Source organism: Zoogloea dura (assembly GCF_012927165.1).
GTDB lineage: Bacteria > Pseudomonadota > Gammaproteobacteria > Burkholderiales > Rhodocyclaceae > Zoogloea > Zoogloea dura.
Genome location: NZ_JABBGA010000029.1, coordinates 31,301 through 52,843, shown reverse-complemented (window position 1 = coordinate 52,843; position 21,543 = coordinate 31,301). Strand labels below are relative to the sequence as shown.

At 66.9% G+C, this 21,543-nt stretch carries 16 protein-coding genes; 1 reads left to right on the top strand and 15 read right to left on the bottom strand.

Annotated elements, in window-relative coordinates; translation table 11 throughout:
• Positions 1-237: 237 nt before the first annotated feature.
• Complete coding sequence (locus tag HHL15_RS22680; RefSeq protein WP_169148097.1) at positions 238-1,206, bottom strand: hypothetical protein; 969 nt, start codon at positions 1,204-1,206, stop codon at positions 238-240.
• 1,014 nt (positions 1,207-2,220) lie between these two features.
• Here HHL15_RS22680 and HHL15_RS22675 point away from each other — a divergent pair.
• A complete protein-coding gene (locus HHL15_RS22675) occupies positions 2,221-3,060 on the top strand; it encodes an SIR2 family NAD-dependent protein deacylase (protein ID WP_169148096.1) in 840 nt (279 codons plus the stop codon).
• Between the two features lie 54 nt (positions 3,061-3,114).
• On the opposite strand, the gene HHL15_RS22670 is transcribed toward HHL15_RS22675, so the two are convergent.
• The 14 genes from HHL15_RS22670 to HHL15_RS22605 form a co-directional block, all read right to left on the bottom strand.
• On the bottom strand, positions 3,115-4,065 hold the full coding sequence (locus HHL15_RS22670; RefSeq protein WP_169148095.1) for an NmrA family NAD(P)-binding protein: 951 nt from the start codon (positions 4,063-4,065) through the stop codon (positions 3,115-3,117).
• Positions 4,055-5,869 carry an acyl-CoA dehydrogenase gene (locus tag HHL15_RS22665; protein ID WP_169148094.1) on the bottom strand — a complete coding sequence of 605 codons (1,815 nt, stop codon included), beginning with the start codon at positions 5,867-5,869 and terminating at the stop codon, positions 4,055-4,057. Before HHL15_RS22665 ends, HHL15_RS22670 begins: the two co-directional genes overlap by 11 nt.
• Positions 5,870-5,905: 36 nt before the next feature.
• The gene (locus HHL15_RS22660; protein WP_169148093.1) at positions 5,906-6,316 is read right to left on the bottom strand and encodes a hypothetical protein; all 411 of its coding nucleotides are present in this window, start codon (positions 6,314-6,316) and stop codon (positions 5,906-5,908) included.
• An 18-nt stretch (positions 6,317-6,334) separates the two neighbouring features.
• Positions 6,335-8,158, bottom strand: a complete 1,824-nt coding sequence (locus HHL15_RS22655; protein ID WP_169148092.1) for a DUF1302 family protein — start codon at positions 8,156-8,158, stop codon at positions 6,335-6,337.
• 44 nt (positions 8,159-8,202) lie between these two features.
• Complete coding sequence (locus tag HHL15_RS26635) at positions 8,203-9,183, bottom strand: WD40/YVTN/BNR-like repeat-containing protein (protein ID WP_169148091.1); 981 nt, start codon at positions 9,181-9,183, stop codon at positions 8,203-8,205.
• 1 nt (position 9,184) lies between these two features.
• Positions 9,185-10,564 (bottom strand): DUF1329 domain-containing protein, encoded by a 1,380-nt coding sequence (locus HHL15_RS22645; protein ID WP_169148090.1) that lies wholly within the window; start codon positions 10,562-10,564, stop codon positions 9,185-9,187.
• A gap of 42 nt (positions 10,565-10,606) precedes the next feature.
• Positions 10,607-13,042, bottom strand: a complete 2,436-nt coding sequence (locus tag HHL15_RS22640; protein WP_169148089.1) for an efflux RND transporter permease subunit — start codon at positions 13,040-13,042, stop codon at positions 10,607-10,609.
• 1,399 nt (positions 13,043-14,441) lie between these two features.
• Positions 14,442-15,812: an NAD(P)(+) transhydrogenase (Re/Si-specific) subunit beta gene (locus tag HHL15_RS22635; protein WP_169148088.1), complete on the bottom strand. Its 1,371-nt coding sequence runs from the start codon at positions 15,810-15,812 to the stop codon at positions 14,442-14,444.
• Entirely contained in the window at positions 15,809-16,096 is a 288-nt protein-coding gene (locus tag HHL15_RS22630; RefSeq protein WP_169148087.1) for an NAD(P) transhydrogenase subunit alpha, read from the bottom strand. Before HHL15_RS22630 ends, HHL15_RS22635 begins: the two co-directional genes overlap by 4 nt.
• Positions 16,096-17,223 carry an NAD(P) transhydrogenase subunit alpha gene (locus tag HHL15_RS22625; protein WP_169148086.1) on the bottom strand — a complete coding sequence of 376 codons (1,128 nt, stop codon included), beginning with the start codon at positions 17,221-17,223 and terminating at the stop codon, positions 16,096-16,098. The genes HHL15_RS22630 and HHL15_RS22625 overlap by 1 nt, the downstream gene beginning before the upstream one ends.
• 113 nt (positions 17,224-17,336) lie before the next feature.
• Positions 17,337-18,311 carry an acrylyl-CoA reductase (NADPH) gene (gene acuI, locus HHL15_RS22620; protein WP_169148085.1) on the bottom strand — a complete coding sequence of 325 codons (975 nt, stop codon included), beginning with the start codon at positions 18,309-18,311 and terminating at the stop codon, positions 17,337-17,339.
• Between the two features lie 42 nt (positions 18,312-18,353).
• Positions 18,354-19,172, bottom strand: coding sequence for an SDR family oxidoreductase (locus HHL15_RS22615; protein ID WP_235943615.1), 819 nt, complete (start codon positions 19,170-19,172; stop codon positions 18,354-18,356).
• Positions 19,148-20,395, bottom strand: coding sequence for a thiolase family protein (locus HHL15_RS22610; protein ID WP_169148084.1), 1,248 nt, complete (start codon positions 20,393-20,395; stop codon positions 19,148-19,150). Before HHL15_RS22610 ends, HHL15_RS22615 begins: the two co-directional genes overlap by 25 nt.
• Positions 20,396-20,409: 14 nt before the next feature.
• Positions 20,410-21,525, bottom strand: a complete 1,116-nt coding sequence (locus HHL15_RS22605) for a saccharopine dehydrogenase family protein (protein ID WP_169148083.1) — start codon at positions 21,523-21,525, stop codon at positions 20,410-20,412.
• Between the last annotated feature and the right edge of the window lie 18 nt (positions 21,526-21,543).

Here is a 21,543-nt window from a genome sequence, read left to right as displayed (position 1 = left end):
AACACAGCAGCGCGGTGGCCAGATCAAAGATCAAGACCCGGGAGAAAGCGAGGCGGACATCGGGCGCGGCCGAGGATGCTGAACCCTTCTGACGGCGCCCCGGTGCGCCCTCCGCTCCGGGCTCCGCCCTGCGCGGAGGGCGCACCGCCAACACACACCTCGCCATCGACGTGGAAGGAGCTTCCCAGGAAGGGAAAAACCGATAGACTTATCCACAGCAGCCTGAATGACGGGCGGCTATCGTCCCTGGTCAAAATTCAACCGGTACACCTGGTCAGTTTTAAACCGGTACGGACACAGCACATGACCGAGCATACTTGTCGTGACGCGTACAAAACCCCGTGCCGTGGCTATACGCGAAAAAGCCTGACTGGGAGTCTCCGTCACCGACGTCCAAAAATCAGCCAATTTTTTGGGGGCCGAGATCGGCGTGGCACCCGCTAGCGCAGCTCGGATCCACTCCGGCAACCGAATGGTATGGACGGACGCCGGAGTCGCCAGCACCTCTGCAACAGCACTCGGCAACTCTCGCATATACGAAGGGCGGGGAGGCTTGCGGAACAACGCATCGAGTTCGGTGGAAAGTTGCCAGTCGCCGTGCACGTCGCCGGCGACCCCAAAGTTGAGCACTTGCGCGAGCGAATATCCTGTGACAAGAGAAATCCAAGCCATCGAAGCAATCAAGGCGTCCTGCCCGAAGCTCTCAGGTTGAGACTCAAGCCACGCTTCGATAGCGGTTCGCTCTTGCGGTGTCAGCTGATGCCAAGACCAAGGTAGGTACTGTCCGAACTCGTTGCTACGCAGCAAAATCGTTTTGCCGGTGATGTTCCGTTGGGTGGGGGTCTCCGCAGCCTTGCCGACAAAGCAAGCGACACGCTGGCCATCAGCGTCAGCGCCTTCATCCAGATCGACGACAAGATCGCTGTCGCCTTCTTCTAATCCCGGAAGGGCGTGTATGGGTGCCCCCCCATCACCCCGGGAAAAACGGTTCGGCACCTGCACACGGAACTCATCGTCTTCGGACGACGCAACTGCGATCGGCGCGTCCTCGTTCTTCGCCAACCTAATGATGGCCTGCAGCACCCGCCGCTCTGCGCCGGCCAGATCCTCATCGGACGCGAGGAGTCGTGCCTGAGCTTTTCGCCGAAGGGCGTTGGACACTGATTCAAAGTCAGCCGGCAATGGCTCATAAAGTTCCGACAGCAATTTGAGCCAACCTGGATCGCGCCCAGCTGCGTGCCGGACAGCATCCGTGACTGTCCTCAAATTCTGATCCAGATAATTTCTGCGTAACCCCCGAATCCAGGCCTGGCCAAGCAACCACAAGCGTAGGGTGTCAAACCACTCTGGAAATGCTGACGCTTGACGGCTATGGCGCGCAGGCGGGGCAGGATCGATCAGTGACGCGACAATGAAGGCGGTGGAGAGGCTCCCCCGCAATTGCCGCTCTGGCGGAACGGAGGCCGGCAACGCGGAAGGGATCACTGGCGAAGAGGTAACGCTCACCTCATACGCCAAAGTGTACAGGGACTCGAGTTCGGGTAAGCAGGCAGTCCAATCGATCAAGAGTTGGCGAGCCTTGAAGGCTGACATCCGATGGAAGACGGTGCCGAGCCATTCAGGGTTCTTTGTACTCTGGCAAACGAGCGCGAGCAGGCCGAGCTCATTGAAGCAGCCTGCAGCGCTTGCCCACTCTACAAGAGGGAACCAAGTGTCGGTGGGAGCACGGGTCGTCTTGGCGGGGTGAACCTCGGGGCCCGCCGGGTGGGCTTTAAGTGTCAATGTTTGTGATGCATGGGGCACGATAGGGAGCCATCACAGTGCTCCACTCCCTTAAATATGTCAAATTTTCAACTATCTAGCCTATATATTTCAAAACTAATCCGTTTAAGACAGATTACATAGCCTACCCTCCGAAGGCATTTTTGTTTTGTGCGGAGAATCATCCGGTCAATTACCCTGACGACCCGACTCATCGCCTTTATGGCCTTCACTGATTTCACACCCACCAATCTCACCCCATATCCCCGACGGGATTGACGCTTTTTATTGGATGCAGCAATCGCATCACAAGCGCCCGCAGGCCCCTGCAATTCTCGGCAGAACGTCGCTCAATCGATCCTCGTCGTCATTCCAGAGATCCTCACCCGACCGGGTGGCGAATTGCGGCAACACGGTGGCGACTCTGGCAGGCTATTCTCTCCATGGAAAAGGACACCCATGAACAGCCCAGCGCCCGATGAGATCGACGACACCCTCGCCCGCGCCGTCGCCGCGATCCGGGAGGCCGACGGACTCCTGGTCACTGCCGGCGCCGGCATGGGCGTGGACTCCGGCCTGCCCGACTTCCGCGGTAACGAAGGCTTGTGGGCCGCCTACCCGGCCCTCGGCCGGGCCCGGCTGGACTTCACCCGCATCGCCAACCCCGCGGCCTTCCTCGCAAATCCGCGGCTTGCCTGGGGCTTTTATGGACACCGCCTGAAGCGCTATCGGGACACCCGGCCGCACGAGGGCTTTGCCCTGCTCCAGCGCATCGCCGAGCCCCTGGCGCATGGGCTCTTTGTGTTCACCAGCAATGTAGATGGTCAATTCCAGAAGGCGGGCTTCCCGGAATCACGCATCCTTGAATGCCATGGCTCCATCCACCATCTGCAATGCCTGTCATCGGCCTGCTCGTCCCACATCTGGCCTGCAGCGGGCTTTGCGCCCGCCATCGATGAAGCCGGATGCCTGCTGACCAACGCCTTCCCGCGCTGCCCCGCATGCAGCGGCATCGCCCGCCCCAACATCCTGATGTTCGATGACTGGAACTGGCTGGAGAACAGGACACGGCAGCAGCACCTACGCATCGACGACTGGCTGGCCCGGGTCCGGCGGCCGGTGGTGGTCGAGCTGGGCGCTGGCACCGCCATCCCCACCGTGCGCCACTTTGGCGAGCGGGTGGGCGGCAGCTTCATCCGCATCAACCCGCGGGATGCCCAACGCCCCCGGCAGGATGCACTCGTCCTTGAACTGGGAGCCCTGGACGGCATCAGGCGTCTGGCGGAGAGGCTGCTGTGAACCAGGCAGCCCCTGCCAGTCCATTGGCAGGGGCGCTCCACGCACCCTGGACGCCTAGCCCAAAGCCCCCTGCAATTCCGACACCCGCGGCTCGATGTACTCCGGGAACAGCGTTTCCAGCGGCGTCCCCCTGAACCCGGGGAGGTGCAGGGCATTCCAGTTGGCCCACAGGGCCATGCCCTCGGGGCATTCGGTGGCAGCCACGCCAATGCCCAGGATGGCTTTCATGGGGCCGTCGGGCGCGGCGGCGTAGATCCGCTTCCAGTCCTCGTTCGACAGGTAGTTGCGGGCGACCTTGCGGCCGAGCAGGCCTTCGCGGATCTCCAGCAGTTCGTTCCAGGTGCAATAGGCCGTCGCGGCAACCGGGCACACGGCGTTGCGGGAGGCCGGGTGGGCCAGGATGTGGGGGATGATGCGCCCCACGTCGCGACCGGTGGACCAGGAGAAGCGGGTATTGCCGTCGCCCATCACGGCGACCGGCTCGGCCATGAAATACTCGATCCACAGGCCCGCCGGAATGATCGTGAAATCGAGGCCGGCCATCTCGATCATCTTGCGGATGAACACCTTCTGGCGCGCCGCCGTCTTGTGCGCGTTGTCCGTGGGCCAGAACTGCTCCCAGTCGTAGATGAAGCCGAACTCCGACGGAACGAAACGCTCGACTCCCGCCTCCTTCGCGGCCCAGATCAACGGATACTGGGATTCGGTGGCGAACAGGGGCACGCAGGACACCAGGTAGTCCGTCCCCTCCAGGGCAGGGATCAGCGAGGCGTGATCCGTCACGTCGGCGGAGCGCACCACGACGCCCCGGCGCTGCCAGTCGTCCCAGCGCTTCTTCTTGCCGTCCTCGGCGTTGAGCAACCCGGAGGAGGACTTCTCCTGCTGGCCGGAGGCGCGGACGAGCACCTGCACGTCGAACAGGTCCTGGCGCAGCAATTCCTCCACGCACGCCGACCCCGCCACCCCAGTGGCGGCAAACACGGTCACGGTCTTTCTATTTGTCATCGTCGTTCTCCCAGTCATGCGCCATCAGGCGTATCGAATCGGCATCGCAGGCCTGCACGGTCCCCGCGCAGGCGATGGCCCGCGGCAGCACGTGATCGGCATAGAAGCATGCGGACGCCAGCTTGCTGTTGAGGAAGGCGCGATCCGCCTCGGGATCGGCCAGCTTTGTTGCGGCAGCCAGAGCCGCCCTGCCCATCTGCCAGCCACCGCACAGCGATACCGCGAGCTGCAGGTAGGGCACCGCCGCGGTCAGCACGCCCGCCAGGTTCGGCCCCGCCTGCGCCAGCACCCAGTCGGTGGCCCGGGTCCACGCTTCCAGCGCCGACCGCAGGCGCGTGCCCAACCGCTGCAGGTCCGGCCGCGGGCTGGCTGTCAATCGATCCACCACAGTGCCGATCTGCCCGGACAGGTCACGCGCCACGGCTCCATCGTCGCGCAGCAGCTTGCGCAGGATCAGGTCGTTGGCCTGGATGCCGGTGGTGCCTTCGTAAATGGTGGTGATCCGCGCGTCGCGCCAGAACTGTGCGGCCCCCGTTTCCTCGATGAAGCCCATCCCGCCGTGCACCTGGATGCCCAGCGACGTCACCTCGACGCCCATCTCCGAGCCGCCGGCCTTGACGATGGGGATCATGAATTCGGCCAGCGCCAGCTGGCGCGCCCGCTCTGCGGCATCCGGATGGGCCTGGGCCCGGTCGAGCTGGGCAGCGGTCACATAGGCCACCGCCCGGCAGGCCTCCACCTGGCATCTCATGAGCATCAGCATGCGGCGCACGTCGGGATGCCGGTCGATGCAGACCGCCGCCGCCCCGCTCAGGGCGTCGCGGCCCTGGCGGCGCTCCGCGGCATAGGCCCGGGCCTGCTGCCAGGCCCGCTCGCCGAGGGCGATCCCCTGCAGCCCGACGGCCAGGCGGGCCACGTTCATCATGATGAACATGTACTCGAGGCCGCGATTGGGCCGGCCCAGCAGGTAGCCCACCGCACCGCCCCCGTCGCCATAGGCCATCACGCAGGTGGGGCTCGCATGGATGCCGAGCTTGTGCTCGAGGGACACGCAACGCACATCGTTGTGCGCCCCCAACGTCCCGTCGCCATTCACCAGGCGCTTCGGCACCAGGAACATCGAGATGCCCCGGACCCCCGGTGGTGCATCGGGAAGCCGCGCCAGCACCAGGTGCACGATGTTGCTGCAGAGGTCGTGGTCGCCGTAGGTGATGAAGATCTTCTGTCCGAAGAGCCGGTGGCTCCCGTCCGGGTGGGGCTCCGCGCGGGTCCGGATGAGGGCCAGGTCGGAGCCCGCCTGGGGCTCGGTCAGGTTCATGGTGCCGGACCATTCGCCCGACACCATCCGGGCCAGGTAAGCCGCCTTCACTTCCGGGCCGGCGCAGGCAAGCAAGGCCTCGACGGCCCCCAGGGTCAGCAGCGGGGCCAGGGAAAAGGACAGGTTGGCGGCAAACATCATCTCCTTGACCGCCACCCCGATGGCCTCGGGCTGTCCATGGCCACCGTGCTCGGCAGGCAGGTTGATGCTGCCCCAGCCTCCCTCGCAGAGCGCCCGGTAGGCCTCCTTCCAGCCCGCCGGCGTGCTCACCTCCGCCTCGGCGAGCGTGCAGCCATCCATGTCTCCCCGGCGGTTCAGCGGCGCCAGGACCTCCTCGGCAAAGCGCGCCGCCTCCCGCAGGATCGCCTCGGCCATGTCCGGCGTCGATTCGCTGAAGCACGCCAGCTGCCCGCTCAGCTCGCCCAGGCCGGCGAGTTCGTTCATCACGAAGCGCATGTCGGCGAGCGGCGCTCGATAGTCACTCATAGTCCATCCTCAATCCCGTTCATCACGCCGTCCTGCCTATGCAGCCCGGACGGGCCGCTGCCTCAGGTAGTGGGCAAACAGCAGCGCATAGACCGCATCACCGCTGATCAGCAGCACGAAGGGCCAGTTGGTATTGCCCAGCGCCCAGTCCGTGTAACCGGCCAGCACCACCAGGGATTTGCCGACGATTCCCATGTGGATGATCGGGCGGTTGGCCACCGGGTCGCGGGACACCCGCCAGTAGCCCCAGCCGAAGGCCAGCACCAGCACCGCGCCGAAATGCCAGAACAGCGGATCCGCCGGAACCGGCTGCATGCCGATCAGGGCCGCAAACCAGGGCATGCCGACCAGGAAGGTGATGCCTGCCGAAAAGTTGAACAGGGCCGCCGAGGAAAACAGGGCTCTTGCATGGCCGTCCGCCACGCCGTTCATCGCTCCATCCATCATTCCGCCCTCCAGTGCCGCTCAGAAATACCAGGAGCCGCGCAGCAGCAGTTCCCGTGCATAGGCATAGCCCTCCGCAAAGTCCTGGCCCTTGTTGCTGCTGCGCAGGTAGTTGGCATACACATCGAGCTGGAAGTCCTTGCCCGGCTTCCAGCGGGTGCCCGGCTGCAGGTACCAGCCGCCCTTCATGTCCGTCAGGGCCGCCAGGTCGAAGCGCCATTCCAGCGACGGCGACGGCTGCTGCAGCACGAAGGCCACGTAGTCGGCCCCGCCGCGCTTGCCCCGGGGCGCCTCGCCGGGCGTGTTGTTGCTGCCCGCCAGGGGGCGGCCGAACAGGTCCGTGTCGGACTTGTGCATCCACTGCAGCACCATGTAGGTGGCCGGCAGGGAGGTGCTGAACTTGTGGTACTTCTCGGCGATGAAGGCGAAGTTCAGCTCGTCCCGCTCCAGGTAGCGCTGCGACAGGTTCGGATTGGTGAGCTTCTTGTTCGGGGTGTACGACAGCTCGAAGCGGCCGATCAGCTGGTCGGTCAGCGAGTCCGGCTCGCCGCTGAAGACCGTGTTCAGCCCGAAGCCGAAGACGTTCTCGCGCAGGTACTCGCGCACCAGCCAGCCCTGCAGGTTGCCGAAGCCGGCCACCGGGTCGAAGAAGGTGTCGAGGATGCACGAGGACGCCGCGCCGCCCCCTGCCATGGCGCCCGGCGTGCTGCCGGAGGCGCCGCAGCCGCCAGCCACCGCCGCGGCGGTGCTGGCCAGTGCGCCCCCCGGCCGGGTCGCCGAGAACTCGTTGAGGGCGCTCATCAGCCCGCCCACGCCGTCCAGGCGGGCCAGGCTGGCGTAGCGGAACCACTCCTTCGCGCTATACACGCCCACCCCGGAGCCCGCCGAGAAGGGCGTGCCGGCAATCGCCCCCGCCCCCTTGGCCTCGGTCCACCGATACACCCCGTCCGGATTGGTCCGGCGTACCGCGAAGGCCTGGATGCCCACGTCGTCCACCTTGGCCTGCAGGCGCAGCCCCAGGTTGATGTCGCCCCGGGCCTTGTCGTAGCCCGTCTTCTGGTCGATCACGAACTGGGCCGGAATCGGGTTGTAGGGCGAGGTCGCGCCGGGCAGCACGGACGGGCTGAACTGCTGCACGAAGCCCTCCACCTGGAGCTGCTCCCCCACCCGGTAGCTGCCGCGGATCGCCGGCGACGACACGCGCTTGTCCGAGAACTCCTCGGCCGCCACGTCGAACAGGCTGTGGCGGCGCAGATCGAGTCCGTTCGCCACATCCGCCACACGGAAGAACACGGCTTCGCCCCAGGCGATCTGCTGGTTCCCCATGCGCAGCCACAGGGGGCCCTTGTTGTAGTCCAGGTAGGCCAGCGGCAGATCCAGCATCCAGTCTTTGCCGGCCACGCCCAGCCCGGCGCCGTAGCGGTTGCCGCCATAGCTCTGCTCGTACAGGTTCTGGTTCTTGAAGGCGTTCTCGACGCGGCCGATCTGGTCGGTGAAACCGCGCAGCTTGAAATGGGCCGCCCAGTTGTCGTCGAGCTGGCCGTCCAGGTTCAGCTCGACCCGGGTCGCCAGCATGTTCAGGTCACTGCCCTTGGCCTGGGAGGCCGGCCGGGTCAGAGTGGCCGGCGCAGCGCCCGGCGCGAGGAAGGGCCCCAGCCCGGTGTTCGGCACCGCCACGCCGTTGTAGACATTGCCAGCGTGATTGAGCGGATTCTGGCCGTTGCCCAGCTTGACCGCGATCTCCTCCCGCAGCAGGCCGGACACCGTCCAGTCGGCCGCCAGCGCCGGGTGCATCGAGGTCAGCAAGCCCAGCGACGCGATACCGCAGATTCGAAACGTATTCATTATTCTGTTCTCCTCCAAGCACTTGATTGAGCTAGAACTGCGCTTCAGAAACGGGCCCTGGTCACCGCACCGGCACTGCCGCCGATCAGCACCGCATAGCCGCCGGATCCGCCAGACGCGTCCTGGGTGCCGTGCACCGTGGAATGGATGCCCTGGCGCAAGGCCGCCGCGGCGGGCGCAAAGCTGCCCCCGCCATCACGGCTGACCAGCACCGTGCGCACCCCCACGGCCACCACCAGCGCCCCGTCGGGGCTGGCCCACACGTCGGTGAGCACGGCGTGGGAGCCGGTGTCCACGGCGGCCCAGGTCCGGCCGTCATCCTGGGAGCGCAGCACCAGGCCCTCCTGGCCAACCGCGTAGAGGCGGCCGCCGGGCCCCGTCGCCAGGGCCGACAAAGCGCGCTCGCCACGGTGCAATACCTGCCAGCGGGCGCCCCCGTCCTGGCTGCGCAGCACCAGTTCGAACTCGCCGGCCAGGGTGGCCACGCCCTCGTCATCCACCTTCACCCCATAGAGGTGCGGCTCGGCGTCGGTGCCGAGCACCGCCTTCCAGTCGATGGCCAACACTTCCCAGGTCCGCCCCCAGTCGCCGGAGCGCAGCACCGTGCCGAAGCCTCCCACGGCGTAGGCGACGCCCCGCGCGTTCATGTGCATGCCGAGGATGCGGGCGTCGGTGACGGCCTTGAGGGTTTCCCAGCGGAGGCAATCGTCCGAGCGCAGGATGGCGCCCTGCTGCCCTCCCGCCAGGCAACGCCCCTGGCTGCGGGTCACCGTCAGCAGGCCGAGTCCGCCGGCCACCGCCGGCTGGCGCGTCCAGGTCTGGCCGCCATCGCGGGTGGCCAGCACCAGGCCGTGGTCGCCCACTGCGGTGCCGGCGCTGCCCTCGAAGCTCATGCCGTACAGGAAGTCGTGGGGCGTGCCGCGGATCTTCACCTGCGGGTCCTGTGCCTCCGCGGCCCCCACCCCGCCGGCCAGCAGCGTGGCAGTCAGCAGGGCCAGGGTGCGTAAACATGCCGGGCGCCGCACCTCAGGCCCCCATTCGGCCAAGGGCCTGTTCGGTGAGGTACTTGTCGTACATGCCCTCCACGTTGCGGGCGGACTTGTAGCCGCCGGCGATCTGCTTGGCCTGCACGAAGCGGGACATGCGGTTGTTCTGGATGTCGTGGGTCATCACCGAGGTCCACGACCAGGTGGTGTGCTTGCCGGTGAGATCCTTGACGCCCTTCTTCTCGTACAGGCCGTAGGCCGGCTCGAAGCTCTTGAACAGCTCGCCGCGCCGGTCGTAGGTGTGGTAGCCGATGTACATCATGTTGCGGGCGTCGATCCACGCCCGCTTGCGGCCCAGGGGGGCACGCGGGAAGCCCACCGGCTCCGCATCGACCACCAGGCATTCGGGGATCAGCTCCACGTCGTACTCGAAGAAGGTCTTGCCCTCCGGGCCGCCATGGGTGGCCAGCTCCCAGTTGGGGTCGTCCACCTGGTTGTGGGACACCGCGCCGAGCATCGGGCGCCGCTCCACCAGCTTGTAGTTGCCCCAGATCAGCATCGGATCGCCCGCCGCCCAGGCGTCGGACAAATAGAAGGTGAGGCCCGGCGCCAGGGGCTCGAAGCGCTGGTTGGTGGGAAACTTGCGCACCCGCTTGAAGGCCGGCACATAGCCCACCAGCTCGGGGAACTTGCGCTGGTCGTAGTACCAGGTGTTGAGGTAGGCGGTGCCGCGCACGTCGGAGGGGCCGGTGAACATCACCGTCTGGTAGCGCAGCTTGTCCTTGTGCCCGTCGCCCGTGTAGCTGCCGAAAGCGCCCCCGGGGCCGAGGCGGCCGCAGGTGTTCTCCTCGAACCACACAAAGTCGTACTGGTAGTTCACCTTGCCGTCGGGCCCGATGTCCCAGTCCTTCACCGCGTACACCGCGTTGTTGTGGCGGCCCCAGCTGAGGGTCAGGTTGGCATAGGCCTCGACCGGGGTCTTCGCGTCGGGGAAGGGGTTGCCGCCGATCCAGCGTTCGCCGTTGGGGGCATACACATTGCCGTCGGCACCGAAGCTGGCCTTGCCGGCATTGCGCAGGGTGGCCTCGAAGTAATCGTGGGGAAACAGCCGCGACACGTCGCGGGTGGTCGCCACGATGCGGATGCGCCGGCCCATCTCCTTGATCTGGCGGTAGGCGATGGGGGTGAGCAGCTCCTTCACCACGTCCACGTTGGCGGCGGTGATCACGTCGCCGGTCTTGATCTTGCCCTTGGTCCACGCCTCGATGGACATCAGCTCGTCCGGGTAGGCCTTGCCGATGTCGGCGCCGCGGGCGATCAGTGGCCACAGGGGGGCCAGCACGCCGGCGCCGGCCAGGGTGCCAGCCTTGGCCAGGAAGGCCCGGCGGCTGTAGTTGAAGTCGTACTTGAGCAGATGCATGTCTCGTCTCCTGAAGGTTCTTGTGGATTGCGCAGCGGGGGCTCAGGACTGGGTCTTCTGTTCGAGCCGGTGGGTGTCGAGCCAGCCATCCACCGACTCGGACAGGAAGTGGTGCTCCGCGGATACGAAGCGGGGCTTGAAGAGGTAGATCAGCAGGGGCACCAGCACCAGGGCCAGCACCGTGTTGATGGACATCACGATGACCAGCAGCAGGCCCATGTCGGCGAGGAACTTCAGCTCGGACAGGAAGTACCAGGGCGCGATGCCGATGGTCATCAGCACGGCGGTGAAGAGGATCGCCTTGCCGCAGGTGGTCAGCGCCGCCTGGATGGCCTTGCCGTAGTGCTGGGCGTCCTTGAACTCCTCGCAGATGCGGCTGAGCAGGTAGATGCCGTAGTCGATGCCCACGCCGATGCCGATGGCCAGGATGGGCAGGCTGTTCACGTCCAGCCCCATGCCGAAGAAGGCCATGAAGGCGGTGAGCATGGCGTTGGCCAGGTTCACCGGCAGCAGCAGGATCAGCGCCGCGGCCACCGAGCGGTAGGCCAGGCTGCAGCCGATGCCGATGGCCAGGTTGAGGCCGGCCAGGATGTACCACTGGTACAGGTCCACCGTTTCATTGACCGACTGCTGCAAGGCGATGGAGCCGGTGGCGAGGCGGATGCGGAAGGTCTTGTGGTCCTCCCCCACCTCGCCGATGCAGCTGCGCGCATCCGCCAGGGCGGCATCCACGGTGGCCTGCCGGTTGTCCGAATACCACAGGGACACGGTGGCGTTCTTCTGCTGGAAGTCGGCGATGTGCAGGTAGGCGTTGGGGCTGGAGCCGAGCATCAGCGCGCCGGAAGCGGCCGAGGCGGCGGCATCGTTGCGGTCCAGCGGCAGCCATTTCGGGTGGCCGCCGTTGAACAGGCGGTTGGCCTCCGGCGCGTAGTCGGCAAAGGACAGGGTGGCGCGCGGCGGATGTTCCTTGCCCTCCAGGCAGCGCTGCAGCTGCTGCATGGTCTGCAGGGTGTCCGACTGGCGCACGATGCGCCCTTCCTTGCCCTCGAAGACCACCTCCAGGGTCATGCTGCCCGGGAAGTTCCGGTTGATCTGGCGCACCGCCGTGTTGAACTCCGCATCGTGGCGCAGCAGGTTGCTGCCCTCCACCGGATTACCCACCTGCAGCTGGAACATCATCCAGATCGAGTAGCCGGTCATCGCCAGAAAGGCGGCGGCGGTGAAGCGGGCCCGCCCGCCGGTGCTGAGCCAGCCCGCCGCGGAGAGCAGCCCGTGCAGGCCACGCTGCACCAGGCCGGCCTTCTGCCCGGCACCGCCACCGCCCTCTCCCACCAGGCTGCGCAGGTTGCCCGGCGCCGGCAGCAGGCTGAGGATCACCGGCGTCAGCAGCACGCTGGTGGGCACCAGGCACATCGCCCAGAAGCCGGTGAACAAGGCGAAGCGCTCCATCGCCGGGATGGGGGCGATGCCCACCAGCAGCAACCCGCACACGTCGGTGAAGATGCCCAGGGTGCCCGGTGCGAACATCATCGCCAGGGACATCTCGGCCGCCTTGCGACGATCGCCCACCTCCAGCAGGATCTCGTAATAGCGCTCGGTGGCCTGCACGCAGTGGCTGAAGGAGCGGGCGATCAGCAGCAGGGGCACGACCATCAGCAGCGGCTCCACCGGCTGGTGGATCCAGCCCACGAAGCCAAAGCCCCACACCGCCGACACCAGGCTCACCACCAGCGGGGTGACAACCCCCGCCAGGTTGCGCATGGCGGCAAACAGGAACACGAACATCAGCCCCAGGGTCACCGCGAAGATCTTCGGGGTGTCCTCGCCGAAGTGGTAGATCCAGCCGGTGAGCATCGGCCAGCCGGCCACGTGGATGCGGTGCTGGCCGTCGGAGTACTGGCTGCTCAGCGCCTGCACCGCCTCGAAGACCTGGCGGTAATCCACCAGGCGCTCGATGAAGGTGGCATTGATGATGGCCGCCGTCTGGTCACCCGAGACCAGGAAGGACCGCACCGCCGGCGACTCGCCGATGCGGCGGCGCACCTCCTCCAGTTCCTCCGGCGTCGCCGGCGGGTGATCGTCCATCACCGGATTGGAGAAGATCCCGTCGGCCGTGAGCACCGTGTAGCGGGCCTTCTCGGTGGCGATGGAGACCACCTGGTCATGGTCCACACCCGGCGTCAGGTCGATGTCGCGGGACAGGTTCCAGATCTTCTCCATCGTGTCGGCGGCATAGATGTCCTTGCCGTCGGTACGCTGGACCATGATGGTCACGGTGAGCGGATTGCCGAAATTGGCGTGATCCCGGAATGTCTGGACGAATGGATGAGTCTCCGGAAACAGGTCGGAGAAAATGGTCCTCACCTCCACCCGGGCCGCCCCCACTGCAAAGAATGCAGTCACGGCCAATGCCAGCAGCAGCGACAACCAGGGCCGTTTGAGGGTCCAGTGCGCGATCTTGTGCCTGATAGTGTTCAATTGCCTTCCCCACTTTTGATTGACGTCGGGCTCATTGCCTATTTGCCTGGAGGCAAATGGCCATTCCCGACGATTCAATTTTCTGCCGCCCCCCTCCCCCTCTCAATCACGGAGAGCCGTTAGGTTCACGCATCCCGGAAAGCACGGAAATCCGTGACGGACGGTGCACAGCAGCATCGGGACTGGCTGCAGGCGCGGTGTTCGGGGGTGCAGGGCGCGGGGATGTCACTTCCGGGCCCGCGGAACTGAATGAAGCGCCGCCGGATGTCACATCCGCCATGCGTGAACTCACTTCCGCGGGGCCGGATGTCAGATCCGGAGTGCGAGAACTCAAATCCGCGGTGCTGGAACTGACATCCGCGGTCGCGGATTTGAGTTACGCCGGTCGTGAACTCAATTCCGCGGTCGGTTAACTCAAATCCGCTGTGCGTTAACTGAGTTAACGAGTTCGTTAACTGACATCCGCGATGCGTTAACTGACATCTGCGGTCCGTTAACTGAGTTAAGCGGCGCGTTAACTCAGTTAACGCGATCCTTGACTCAGTTCTGCGGTGGCTTGATTGAGTTCTGCGATCCGGGAGCGGGAGTGTCTGGATTTTTGTGTTTGAGGCGGTTTTTGGGGGTTGCTGGAGGGCTTTCTGTTGTTCCGGGGCTTTCCGTTGTTTTACGTTGGATTGGCCGGGATTTCGCCCCGGCGGGCGACCCCTTTCTTTGCGTCGCCAAAGAAAGGGGGAAAGAAAGGCGACCCGGCTTCCCCGGTCGTCCGCGTAGCGGACGACTCCCCTGCGCTGCTCGCATCGGGCGGCCGGCGCGGAACTCGTCGGCTGCGCCTCCTCAGACAGCCGCGCCGGAAGGCCCCGCCCGCTGCTCCGCTGCTCGGCGGGTCAGAACGGGCTTTTCGCAAACACCGCGCGTTTGCTGAAGCAGGGGGTGATGATCAACGCAAAAGCAAAACCCCAACGTCTCGCATCCGCCGGATTTTCCGTAGAGGCTCGGTGCTTGCTGAAAGCCCGTTCCGACCCGCCGAGCAGCGGAACGGCAGGCGGGGAAGTCCGGCGCGGCTGTTTGAGCCCGAAGGGCGAGTTCCGCGCCGGCCGCCTGCCGTGAGCAGCGCAGGGCAGTCATTCGCGTAAGCGAATGACCGGGGAGGCGGGTCGCCTTTCTTGCTTACTTCTTTGGCGAAGCAAAGAAGTAAGTCGCCCGCCGGGGCGAAATCCCGGCCAATACAACGTAAAACAAAGGAAAACCGACCAGCAAAGGCCCAACGCACCACGGGCGAATGAAGCCCCCCGACAAAGCCCAGAAAAAAGGCCGGACAGGATCCCCCATCCGGCCAAACCTGCAGGTTCCCAAGCACACGAACCAACAGCGGAGAGAAATAGAATCAACCCATCACGGATCACCCCATGGCCTTCAGGTGCTGAATGATTTCGCCCGCCATCGGTTGCGCATCGCCATACAGCATCTGGCAATTGTCCGAATAGAACAGGGCGTTCTCCACGCCGGAATAGCCGGAGCCTTTTCCGCGCTTCACCACGATCACATTGCGGGCCATGTCGGCATTGAGGATGGGCATGCCGTAGATGGGGCTGGATTTGTCGCTGCGGGCCGCCGGATTGACCACGTCATTGGCGCCGATCACCAGGGCCACGTCGGCCTGGGCGAATTCCCCGTTGATCTCGTCCAGGTCGAAGATCTTGTCGTAGGGCACGCCGGCCTCGGCCAGCAGCACGTTCATGTGGCCCGGCATGCGGCCGGCCACCGGGTGGATGGCGAACTTCACCTCCACCCCGGCCTCCTCGAGCAGCTCGGTCATCTCCCACACCTTGTGCTGGGCATGGGCCACGGCCATGCCGTAGCCCGGCACGATGATGACCCGGTCGGCATAGCGCATCAGCGCCGCCACATCCATGGCGCCGATCTCCTTCTGTTCGCCCTCCACCGCCGCGCCGCTGCCGGCGGCGGCCATCGGCACGAAGAGGATGTTGCTGATCGGCCGGTTCATGGCCTTGGCCATCAGCTGGGTGAGCAGGGTGCCGGCCGCGCCGACCACGATGCCGGCGATGATCAGCGCCGGATTGCCCAGCACATAGCCCTCGAAACCCACCGCCAGCCCCGTGAAGGCGTTGAACAGGGAGATCACCACCGGCATGTCGGCGCCGCCGATCGGCAGGGTCACCACCAGGCCCAGGATCAGCGCCAGGGCGAAGAAGGCGCACACCAGCTCGGGGCGGGCCGGCGCCAGCATCACGGTGGCCAGCCCCAGCGCCACGGTGCCAAGCGCCAGCAGCACATTGAGGGCATTCTGGGCGGGCAGGCGCACGGCCTTCCTGAGCACGCCCTGCAGCTTGGCCCAGGCGATGCAGGACCCGGTGAAGGACACCGCCCCGATCAGCGCGCCGAGCACCGCCAGCGCGGTGGTCGCCAGGTCGTGGGTGTCGCCCTTGACGAACTCCACGGCCGCGATGGCCGCCGCGGCGCCGCCGCCCATGCCGTTGTAGATCGCCACCATCTGGGGCATGTCGGTCATCTTGACCCGCGCCCCGGACAGCCAGGCCACCGCGCTGCCCAGCCCCAGGGCGATGGCGATCAGCCCGATGTTCTGCAGGCCCGGGATCAGGAAGGTGCCGGCAATGGCGGTGAGCATGCCGTAGCCGGCGACGATGATGCCGCGCCGCGCGGAGGCCGGCGAGCTCATGCCCTTGAGGCCGAAGATGAAGAACAGGGCGCCGGCGAACCACGCCCCCTGGACGAATGCGGGTAGCGTCATTTCCCCTCCCCCTTGCTGCGGAACATGGCCAGCATGCGTTCGGTGACCACGTAGCCGCCGGCGGCATTGGCCGCGCCGAGGGCCACCGCGAAGAAGCCGATAGCCTTTTCCAGCATGCTGTCGGCGCTGCCCAGCACGATCATGGCCCCCACCACCACCACACCGTGGATGAAGTTGGAGCCGGACATCAGCGGGGTGTGCAGGATCACCGGCACCCGGGCAATGATCTCGAAGCCGGCAACGGCGGCGAGCATGAAGATGTAGAGCGTCAGTACGGGGTCCATCAGGCTTCTCCCAGAACGTGCTTCACCAGGGGATGGACGGTGCTGCCGTCCCGGCACAGCAGCGCCCCGGCGAGGATCTCGTCAGCCCCGTCGAAGGCGAGCTGCCCTTCACGGACCCAGGGCGACAGGAAGTTGTAGAGGTTGCGGGCATACAGGTCGGAGGCATGGGTCGGCATGCGCGAGGCCAGGTGCAGCGGGCCGTGGATATGCACGCCGCCGACGTCCACGTGCTCACCCGGCTGCGTCAGGGCGCAGTTGCCGCCGGTTTCCGCGGCCAGGTCGACGATCAGGGCGCCATGCCGCATCTGCGCCACCATCTCTTCGGTGACGATCACCGGCGCGGCCTTGCCGGGCACCGCCGCGGTGGTGATGACCACGTCTGCCGCCGCCACGGCACGGGCCAGACGCTCCGCCTGCTGCAGCTTTTCGACGGCGCTCAGGTCCCGCGCATAGCCACCGGCGCCGTCGGCCTGCACCCCGGTGTCGACGAACTTGGCGCCCAGGGATTCGATCTGCTCGCGGGCCGCGGCGCGCACGTCGTAGGCCTCCACGGCAGCGCCGAGGCGGCGGCAGGTGGCGATGGCCTGCAGGCCCGCCACACCGGCACCGATCACCAGTACCCGCGCCGGGCGGACGGTGCCCGATGCCGTCGTCAGCATCGGGAAGAACTTCGCGCAGCGCGCAGCCGCGATCAGGCCGCTCTGGTAGCCGGCGCAGGCGCCCTGGGACGACAGCACATCCATGCTCTGGGCCCGGGAGATGCGCGGCAGCAGTTCGAGGGCGAAGGCCGTGATGCGCCGCCCGTTGAGCGCATCCAGGCGGGCCGGCAGCTCGAAGGGCCGCAGCAGGCCGATCAGCACGCTGCCGACGGGCATCGCCGCGATCTCCTCCGGGGAGGGCGGGCTGACCCGCAGGATCACGTCGGCCCCCGCGTAGGTTTCTTCCAGGCTGTGGGCGGATGCCACGTCCGCGTAGTCCGCGTCCACGAAATGGCTGCTCAGGCCCGCCCCGGCCTCGATGCGCAGCTCGGCACCGAGATCCTTGAAGCGTCGTGCGCTCTCGGGCGACAGGGCGACCCGCTTTTCGCCGGGCGCGCGCTCTCGCGCCACTGCAATGGTCAGCGGCATAGGTACTCCTGATTCGGGAAGAAAAAATGGTTCGGGGATTGCCCCCGAACCGGAAAGCCACCGGCCGCTTTGGGGAGGGGGGGTGCGGCGGTGGGCTGAAGCTGGGCAGGCCCTCAGGTGCCCACCTTGACCACGATGCGGCCGCGGATGCGGCCTTCGAGGATCTGCGGGGCACACTGCAGGACATCCTGCAGGCCGATCTCGGTGACCATGGATTCGAGCAAGCCCGTGTCCAGGTCACGGGCCAGGCGCGCCCACGCCTCCCGGCGCAGGGCTTGGGGGGCGCGGACGCTGTCCACCCCGTAGAGGGCCAGGTTGCGCAGCACGAAGGGCAGCATGGTGGTGTGGAAATCCAGGCCCTGGGCCAGGCCGGTGGCCGCCACGGCGCCGCCGTAACGCACCGCCGCGCAGACGTTGGCCAGGGTGTGGCTGCCGGCCGTATCGATGGCGCCGGCCCAGCGCTCCTCGGCCATCGGCACGCCGGGGGCGGACAGGGTATTGCGGTCGATGATCGCCGCGGCCCCGAGGGCTTTGAGGTAAGGCGCCTCCTCCGGCCGGCCGGTGCTGGCCACCACCCGGTAGCCGAGCCGGGACAGGATGGCGATGGCCACACTGCCCACCCCGCCGCTGGCCCCCGTCACCAGCACCTCGCCGCTGTCGGGCCGGATGCCGTGGCGCTCCAGGGTCATCACGCACAGCATGGCGGTGTAGCCGGCCGTGCCGATGGCCATCGCCTGGCGCGACGAAAAGCTGTCCGGCATCGGCACCAGCCACTCGCCGCTGACCCGGGCGCAGGTCGACAAGCCGCCCCAGTGGGATTCGCCGACCCCGTAGCCGTTGAGGATCACCCGGTCGCCGGGCTGCCAGGCGGGATGGGTGCTGGTGCGCACCACCCCGGCCAGGTCGATGCCCGGCACCATCGGAAAGTGCTTCACCAGCGGCATGCGCTGGGTGATCACCAGCCCGTCCTTGTAGTTGATGGTCGAGTACTCGACATCGATGTCCACGTCGCCGTCCGGCAGCGTGGATTCGTCGAGCTCGCGCAGCGCGGCGCTGCCGTCTTCATTGACCTGAATCGCTTGAAACATGGCTTGTCCTTCGTATGTATGAAATGGGCCTCTGCAGGCGGCCTAGCACGCGGTCAACCCGCCATCGAGGACGAGCTCCGCGCCGTTGATCCAGCGGGCGGCGGGCGACGCCAGGTAGTACACCGCCGAAGCCACGTCCTGCGGCTGGCCGTAGCCCATCGGATGCAGGCCGGCCATGGCCGCCTCGGCCGTCGCCGGATCCGGCGCCAGGCCGCAGTCCACCAGGCCCTGCACCACCTCGTCGCCCATCCGGGTGCGGATGATGGCGGGATGGATGGAGTTCACCCGGATGCCATAACCCAGCCGGGCGCACTCGATGGCCGCCGCCTTGGTCATCAGGCGCACCCCGCCCTTGGCCGTGCAATAGGCCCCCAGCCCCGGCACGCCGATCAGGCCGGCCACCGACGACAGGTTGATGATGGCGCCGCCACGCCCGGCACAGCCGCCCGGCCGCATCGCGCGGATGCCCCACTTGATGCCGAGGAAGCTGCCGTCCACGTTCACCGCCTGGATGCGCCGGAACTCCTCGAGGGAACAGTCCGCGAAGAGGCGGGCGCTCTCCACTCCGGCGTTGTTCACCACGATGTCGAGCCGCCCGAAGTGCTGCATCGTTGCATCGACGGCGCGTATCCAGTCGTCCTCGACGGTCACGTCATGGGCGATGAAGCGGGCGCCGGGGATCCCGCCCGCGGCGGCCTGCCCGGCCTCGGACAGCACGTCGGTGAGCATCACCCGCACGCCGGCGGCGGCCAGGGCACCGGCCACCTCCAGACCGAGGCCGCGGGCCGCCCCGGTGACCAGGGCGACCTGGCCTGCCAGATCTTCCGTCATGGCGTTCAGCGCCCCAGGATGGTCACGCATGCCACGGCCTCCTCGATGCCGTGCAGGCCGCCACCGTTCTCGGCCAGGGCCAGCCGCGCGCCCTCCACCTGGCGGGCGCCGGCCTCGCCACGCAGCTGGGTGACCAGCTCGTGGATCTGCCCCAGGCCGGTGGCCCCTATCGGATGGCCCTTCGATTCGAGGCCGCCGGACGGGTTGATCGGGATCCGCCCGCCGATGCGGGTTTCGCCCCGCTCGGCCAGGAAGCCACCCTGCCCCGGGGGACAGAAGCCGAGCACCTCGGACTGGATGATCTCGCCGATGGCGGTGGCGTCATGCACTTCGGCCACCGAGATGTCGGACGGCCCCACCCCCGCCAGCTCGTAGGCCCGTCGCGAGGCCAGGCGGACCACGTGGCGCTCCATGTCGGTGGCGGCCCGGTCGGAACCGGTCTGCATCACCGCTGCCAGCACCCGGATGGCCCGCTCGCGCGCCCCTCCCCGTGCCAGGCGGGCCAGGCCGGCCTCGCTGCACACCACGGCGGCAGCGGCGCCGTCGCAGATCGGTGAGCACATGGGCAGGGTCAGCGGGTAGGTGATGGGTGGCGCCGCCAGGATGTCCTCGATGGAATAGGCGTCCCGGTACTGGGCCAGGGGGTTATGCACGGAATGCCCGTGGTTCTTGGCCGACACGGCGGCAAACTGGCGCTGGGTGGTGCCGTACTCACGCATGTGCATGCGCCCCATGGCGGCGTAGATGTCCATGAACACCGAGTAGGGCCGCGTCGACTGCGAGCCCTCCGGCGGGACAATGCCGTGGCCCATCTCCAGCAGGCGCTGGCGGTTGGCCTCGCTGTCATGCACATCCCAGGCGCCGTCGAAGATGCTGAACATGCGCGCCTTGTCATCGGAGAACATCTTCTCGGCACCGATGGCCAGCACGATGTCGGCCGCGCCCGCCCGCACCTGGGTCACCGCCAGCTGGAAGGCCGTGCTGGCGCTGGCGCAGGCGTTTTCGACGTTGACCACCGGGATGCCCTGGATGCCGAAGGCGCGCAGGGCGATCTGGCCGCGGATCATGTCCTGGCCGTCCATGTGCCCCTGGGTCGAGTTGGCGAAGAAGGCCGCCTCCAGGTCGCCGGCAGTGGCGCCGGCATCGACAAGGGCCCGCTCGATGGCGATCGCCGCCAACTCCTTGAGGGAGGTGCCGGTATGCCGGCCGAAGTGGGTCATGCCGACCCCGGCCACGTACACTTGAGAATTCATGGGCTGTGCCCCCCTCAGACGTTCTTCACTTCCCACTCGAGGAAGCCTTCCTCGGCGAGCGCCCCGAGCAGCCGGCGGGCCCCGAAGACCTTGGCCGGCGAGGCAAAGCCCACCGCCTCGTATTGCCCGCGCAGGATGCGCCGGGCCGCCTCGGCGCCGAGCACGCCGGTCTGCACGTAGGGTGAATTGCCGCGCAGGATCACGCTCACCGACTGGGTGCGGCCGCGGGCATGGCAGGACAGCACGCAGCGGTTGAGGTCCGGATCCTCGCGGCCGGGCTCGCTGGTGGTGAACTCGCCGCCCCACTGGTTGGTGATCCTCTCCTGCTCCGCCGGGGGTAGGTGACGGCACTCGGCCTCGAACTTCTGCAGCAAGCCGAACACCGCGGCAAAGCCCACCTGGTTGCGGAAGGACACCAGGGTCTTGCAGTGGCGCACCCGCGGATCGCCCTCGTACCACACCGGCTCGCCGCCACCGCCCCAGGGCAGCGCATTGAAGGGCTCGTGCTCGCCCGGCACGTTGACCACGTGGGATCTGGCGTACTCCCACTGGGCCAGGGCCCCGTTGTGGATGTGGAACTGGGGCTGGGTGCACATGCGCAGGAAAGACTTGGTGGACGCCACGCTGACGCCCGAGTCGGCCAGGTACACCAGATTGAGGGAGTCGATGCCCGGGGTCTCGAGGGCAATCTCCGCCGCCAGCAGGCCTTCGGTCCACATGTAGGAGTTGGCCGGGCACAGCACCCGCCCCTTGGCGGCGAAGCGCGCACCGTATTCCCGCTTGAGCAGGAACATCCAGTCGGCCTCGCCGGTGGTGTCGAAGTAGTGGCAGCCGGCGTCGAGGCAGGCCTCCACGACCGGCACCCCGAGCTGCATGAAGGGGCCTACCACGTTGATCACCACCTGGCGGCCACGGAACAGTTCGCCCAGGGCTTCGCGGGTGTTGTCCACCGCCACGCAGCGGTAATCGTGCCCCTTCAGCTCGGGCACCTGGGCCATCTCGGCCTCCAGGCGGGCCAGGTTGCGGCCGGCGGCGATGAAGGGGATGCCGCGCTCGGCCAGCTTCCAGGCGGTGAGCTTGCCGGTGTAGCCGCTGGCGCCATACACCACGACTTGGTAACGATCGTCCATTGCTGTCTCCTTTTTCTG

Bases quoted from the DNA above. Each gene is read 5' to 3' on its own strand.
- HHL15_RS22645 (WP_169148090.1), bottom strand. From the start codon at position 10,564: ATGCATCTGCTCAAGTACGACTTCAACTACAGCCGCCGGGCCTTCCTG.
- HHL15_RS22655 (WP_169148092.1), bottom strand. From the start codon at position 8,158: ATGAATACGTTTCGAATCTGCGGTATCGCGTCGCTGGGCTTGCTGACC.
- HHL15_RS22665 (WP_169148094.1), bottom strand. From the start codon at position 5,869: ATGAGTGACTATCGAGCGCCGCTCGCCGACATGCGCTTCGTGATGAAC.
- HHL15_RS22625 (WP_169148086.1), bottom strand. From the start codon at position 17,223: ATGCCGCTGACCATTGCAGTGGCGCGAGAGCGCGCGCCCGGCGAAAAG.
- acuI (WP_169148085.1), bottom strand. From the start codon at position 18,311: ATGTTTCAAGCGATTCAGGTCAATGAAGACGGCAGCGCCGCGCTGCGC.
- HHL15_RS22675 (WP_169148096.1), top strand. From the start codon at position 2,221: ATGAACAGCCCAGCGCCCGATGAGATCGACGACACCCTCGCCCGCGCC.
- HHL15_RS22660 (WP_169148093.1), bottom strand. From the start codon at position 6,316: ATGATGGATGGAGCGATGAACGGCGTGGCGGACGGCCATGCAAGAGCC.
- HHL15_RS22610 (WP_169148084.1), bottom strand. From the start codon at position 20,395: ATGAATTCTCAAGTGTACGTGGCCGGGGTCGGCATGACCCACTTCGGC.
- HHL15_RS22615 (WP_235943615.1), bottom strand. From the start codon at position 19,172: ATGCGTGACCATCCTGGGGCGCTGAACGCCATGACGGAAGATCTGGCA.
- HHL15_RS22605 (WP_169148083.1), bottom strand. From the start codon at position 21,525: ATGGACGATCGTTACCAAGTCGTGGTGTATGGCGCCAGCGGCTACACC.
- HHL15_RS22635 (WP_169148088.1), bottom strand. From the start codon at position 15,812: ATGACGCTACCCGCATTCGTCCAGGGGGCGTGGTTCGCCGGCGCCCTG.
- HHL15_RS22670 (WP_169148095.1), bottom strand. From the start codon at position 4,065: ATGACAAATAGAAAGACCGTGACCGTGTTTGCCGCCACTGGGGTGGCG.
- HHL15_RS22630 (WP_169148087.1), bottom strand. From the start codon at position 16,096: ATGGACCCCGTACTGACGCTCTACATCTTCATGCTCGCCGCCGTTGCC.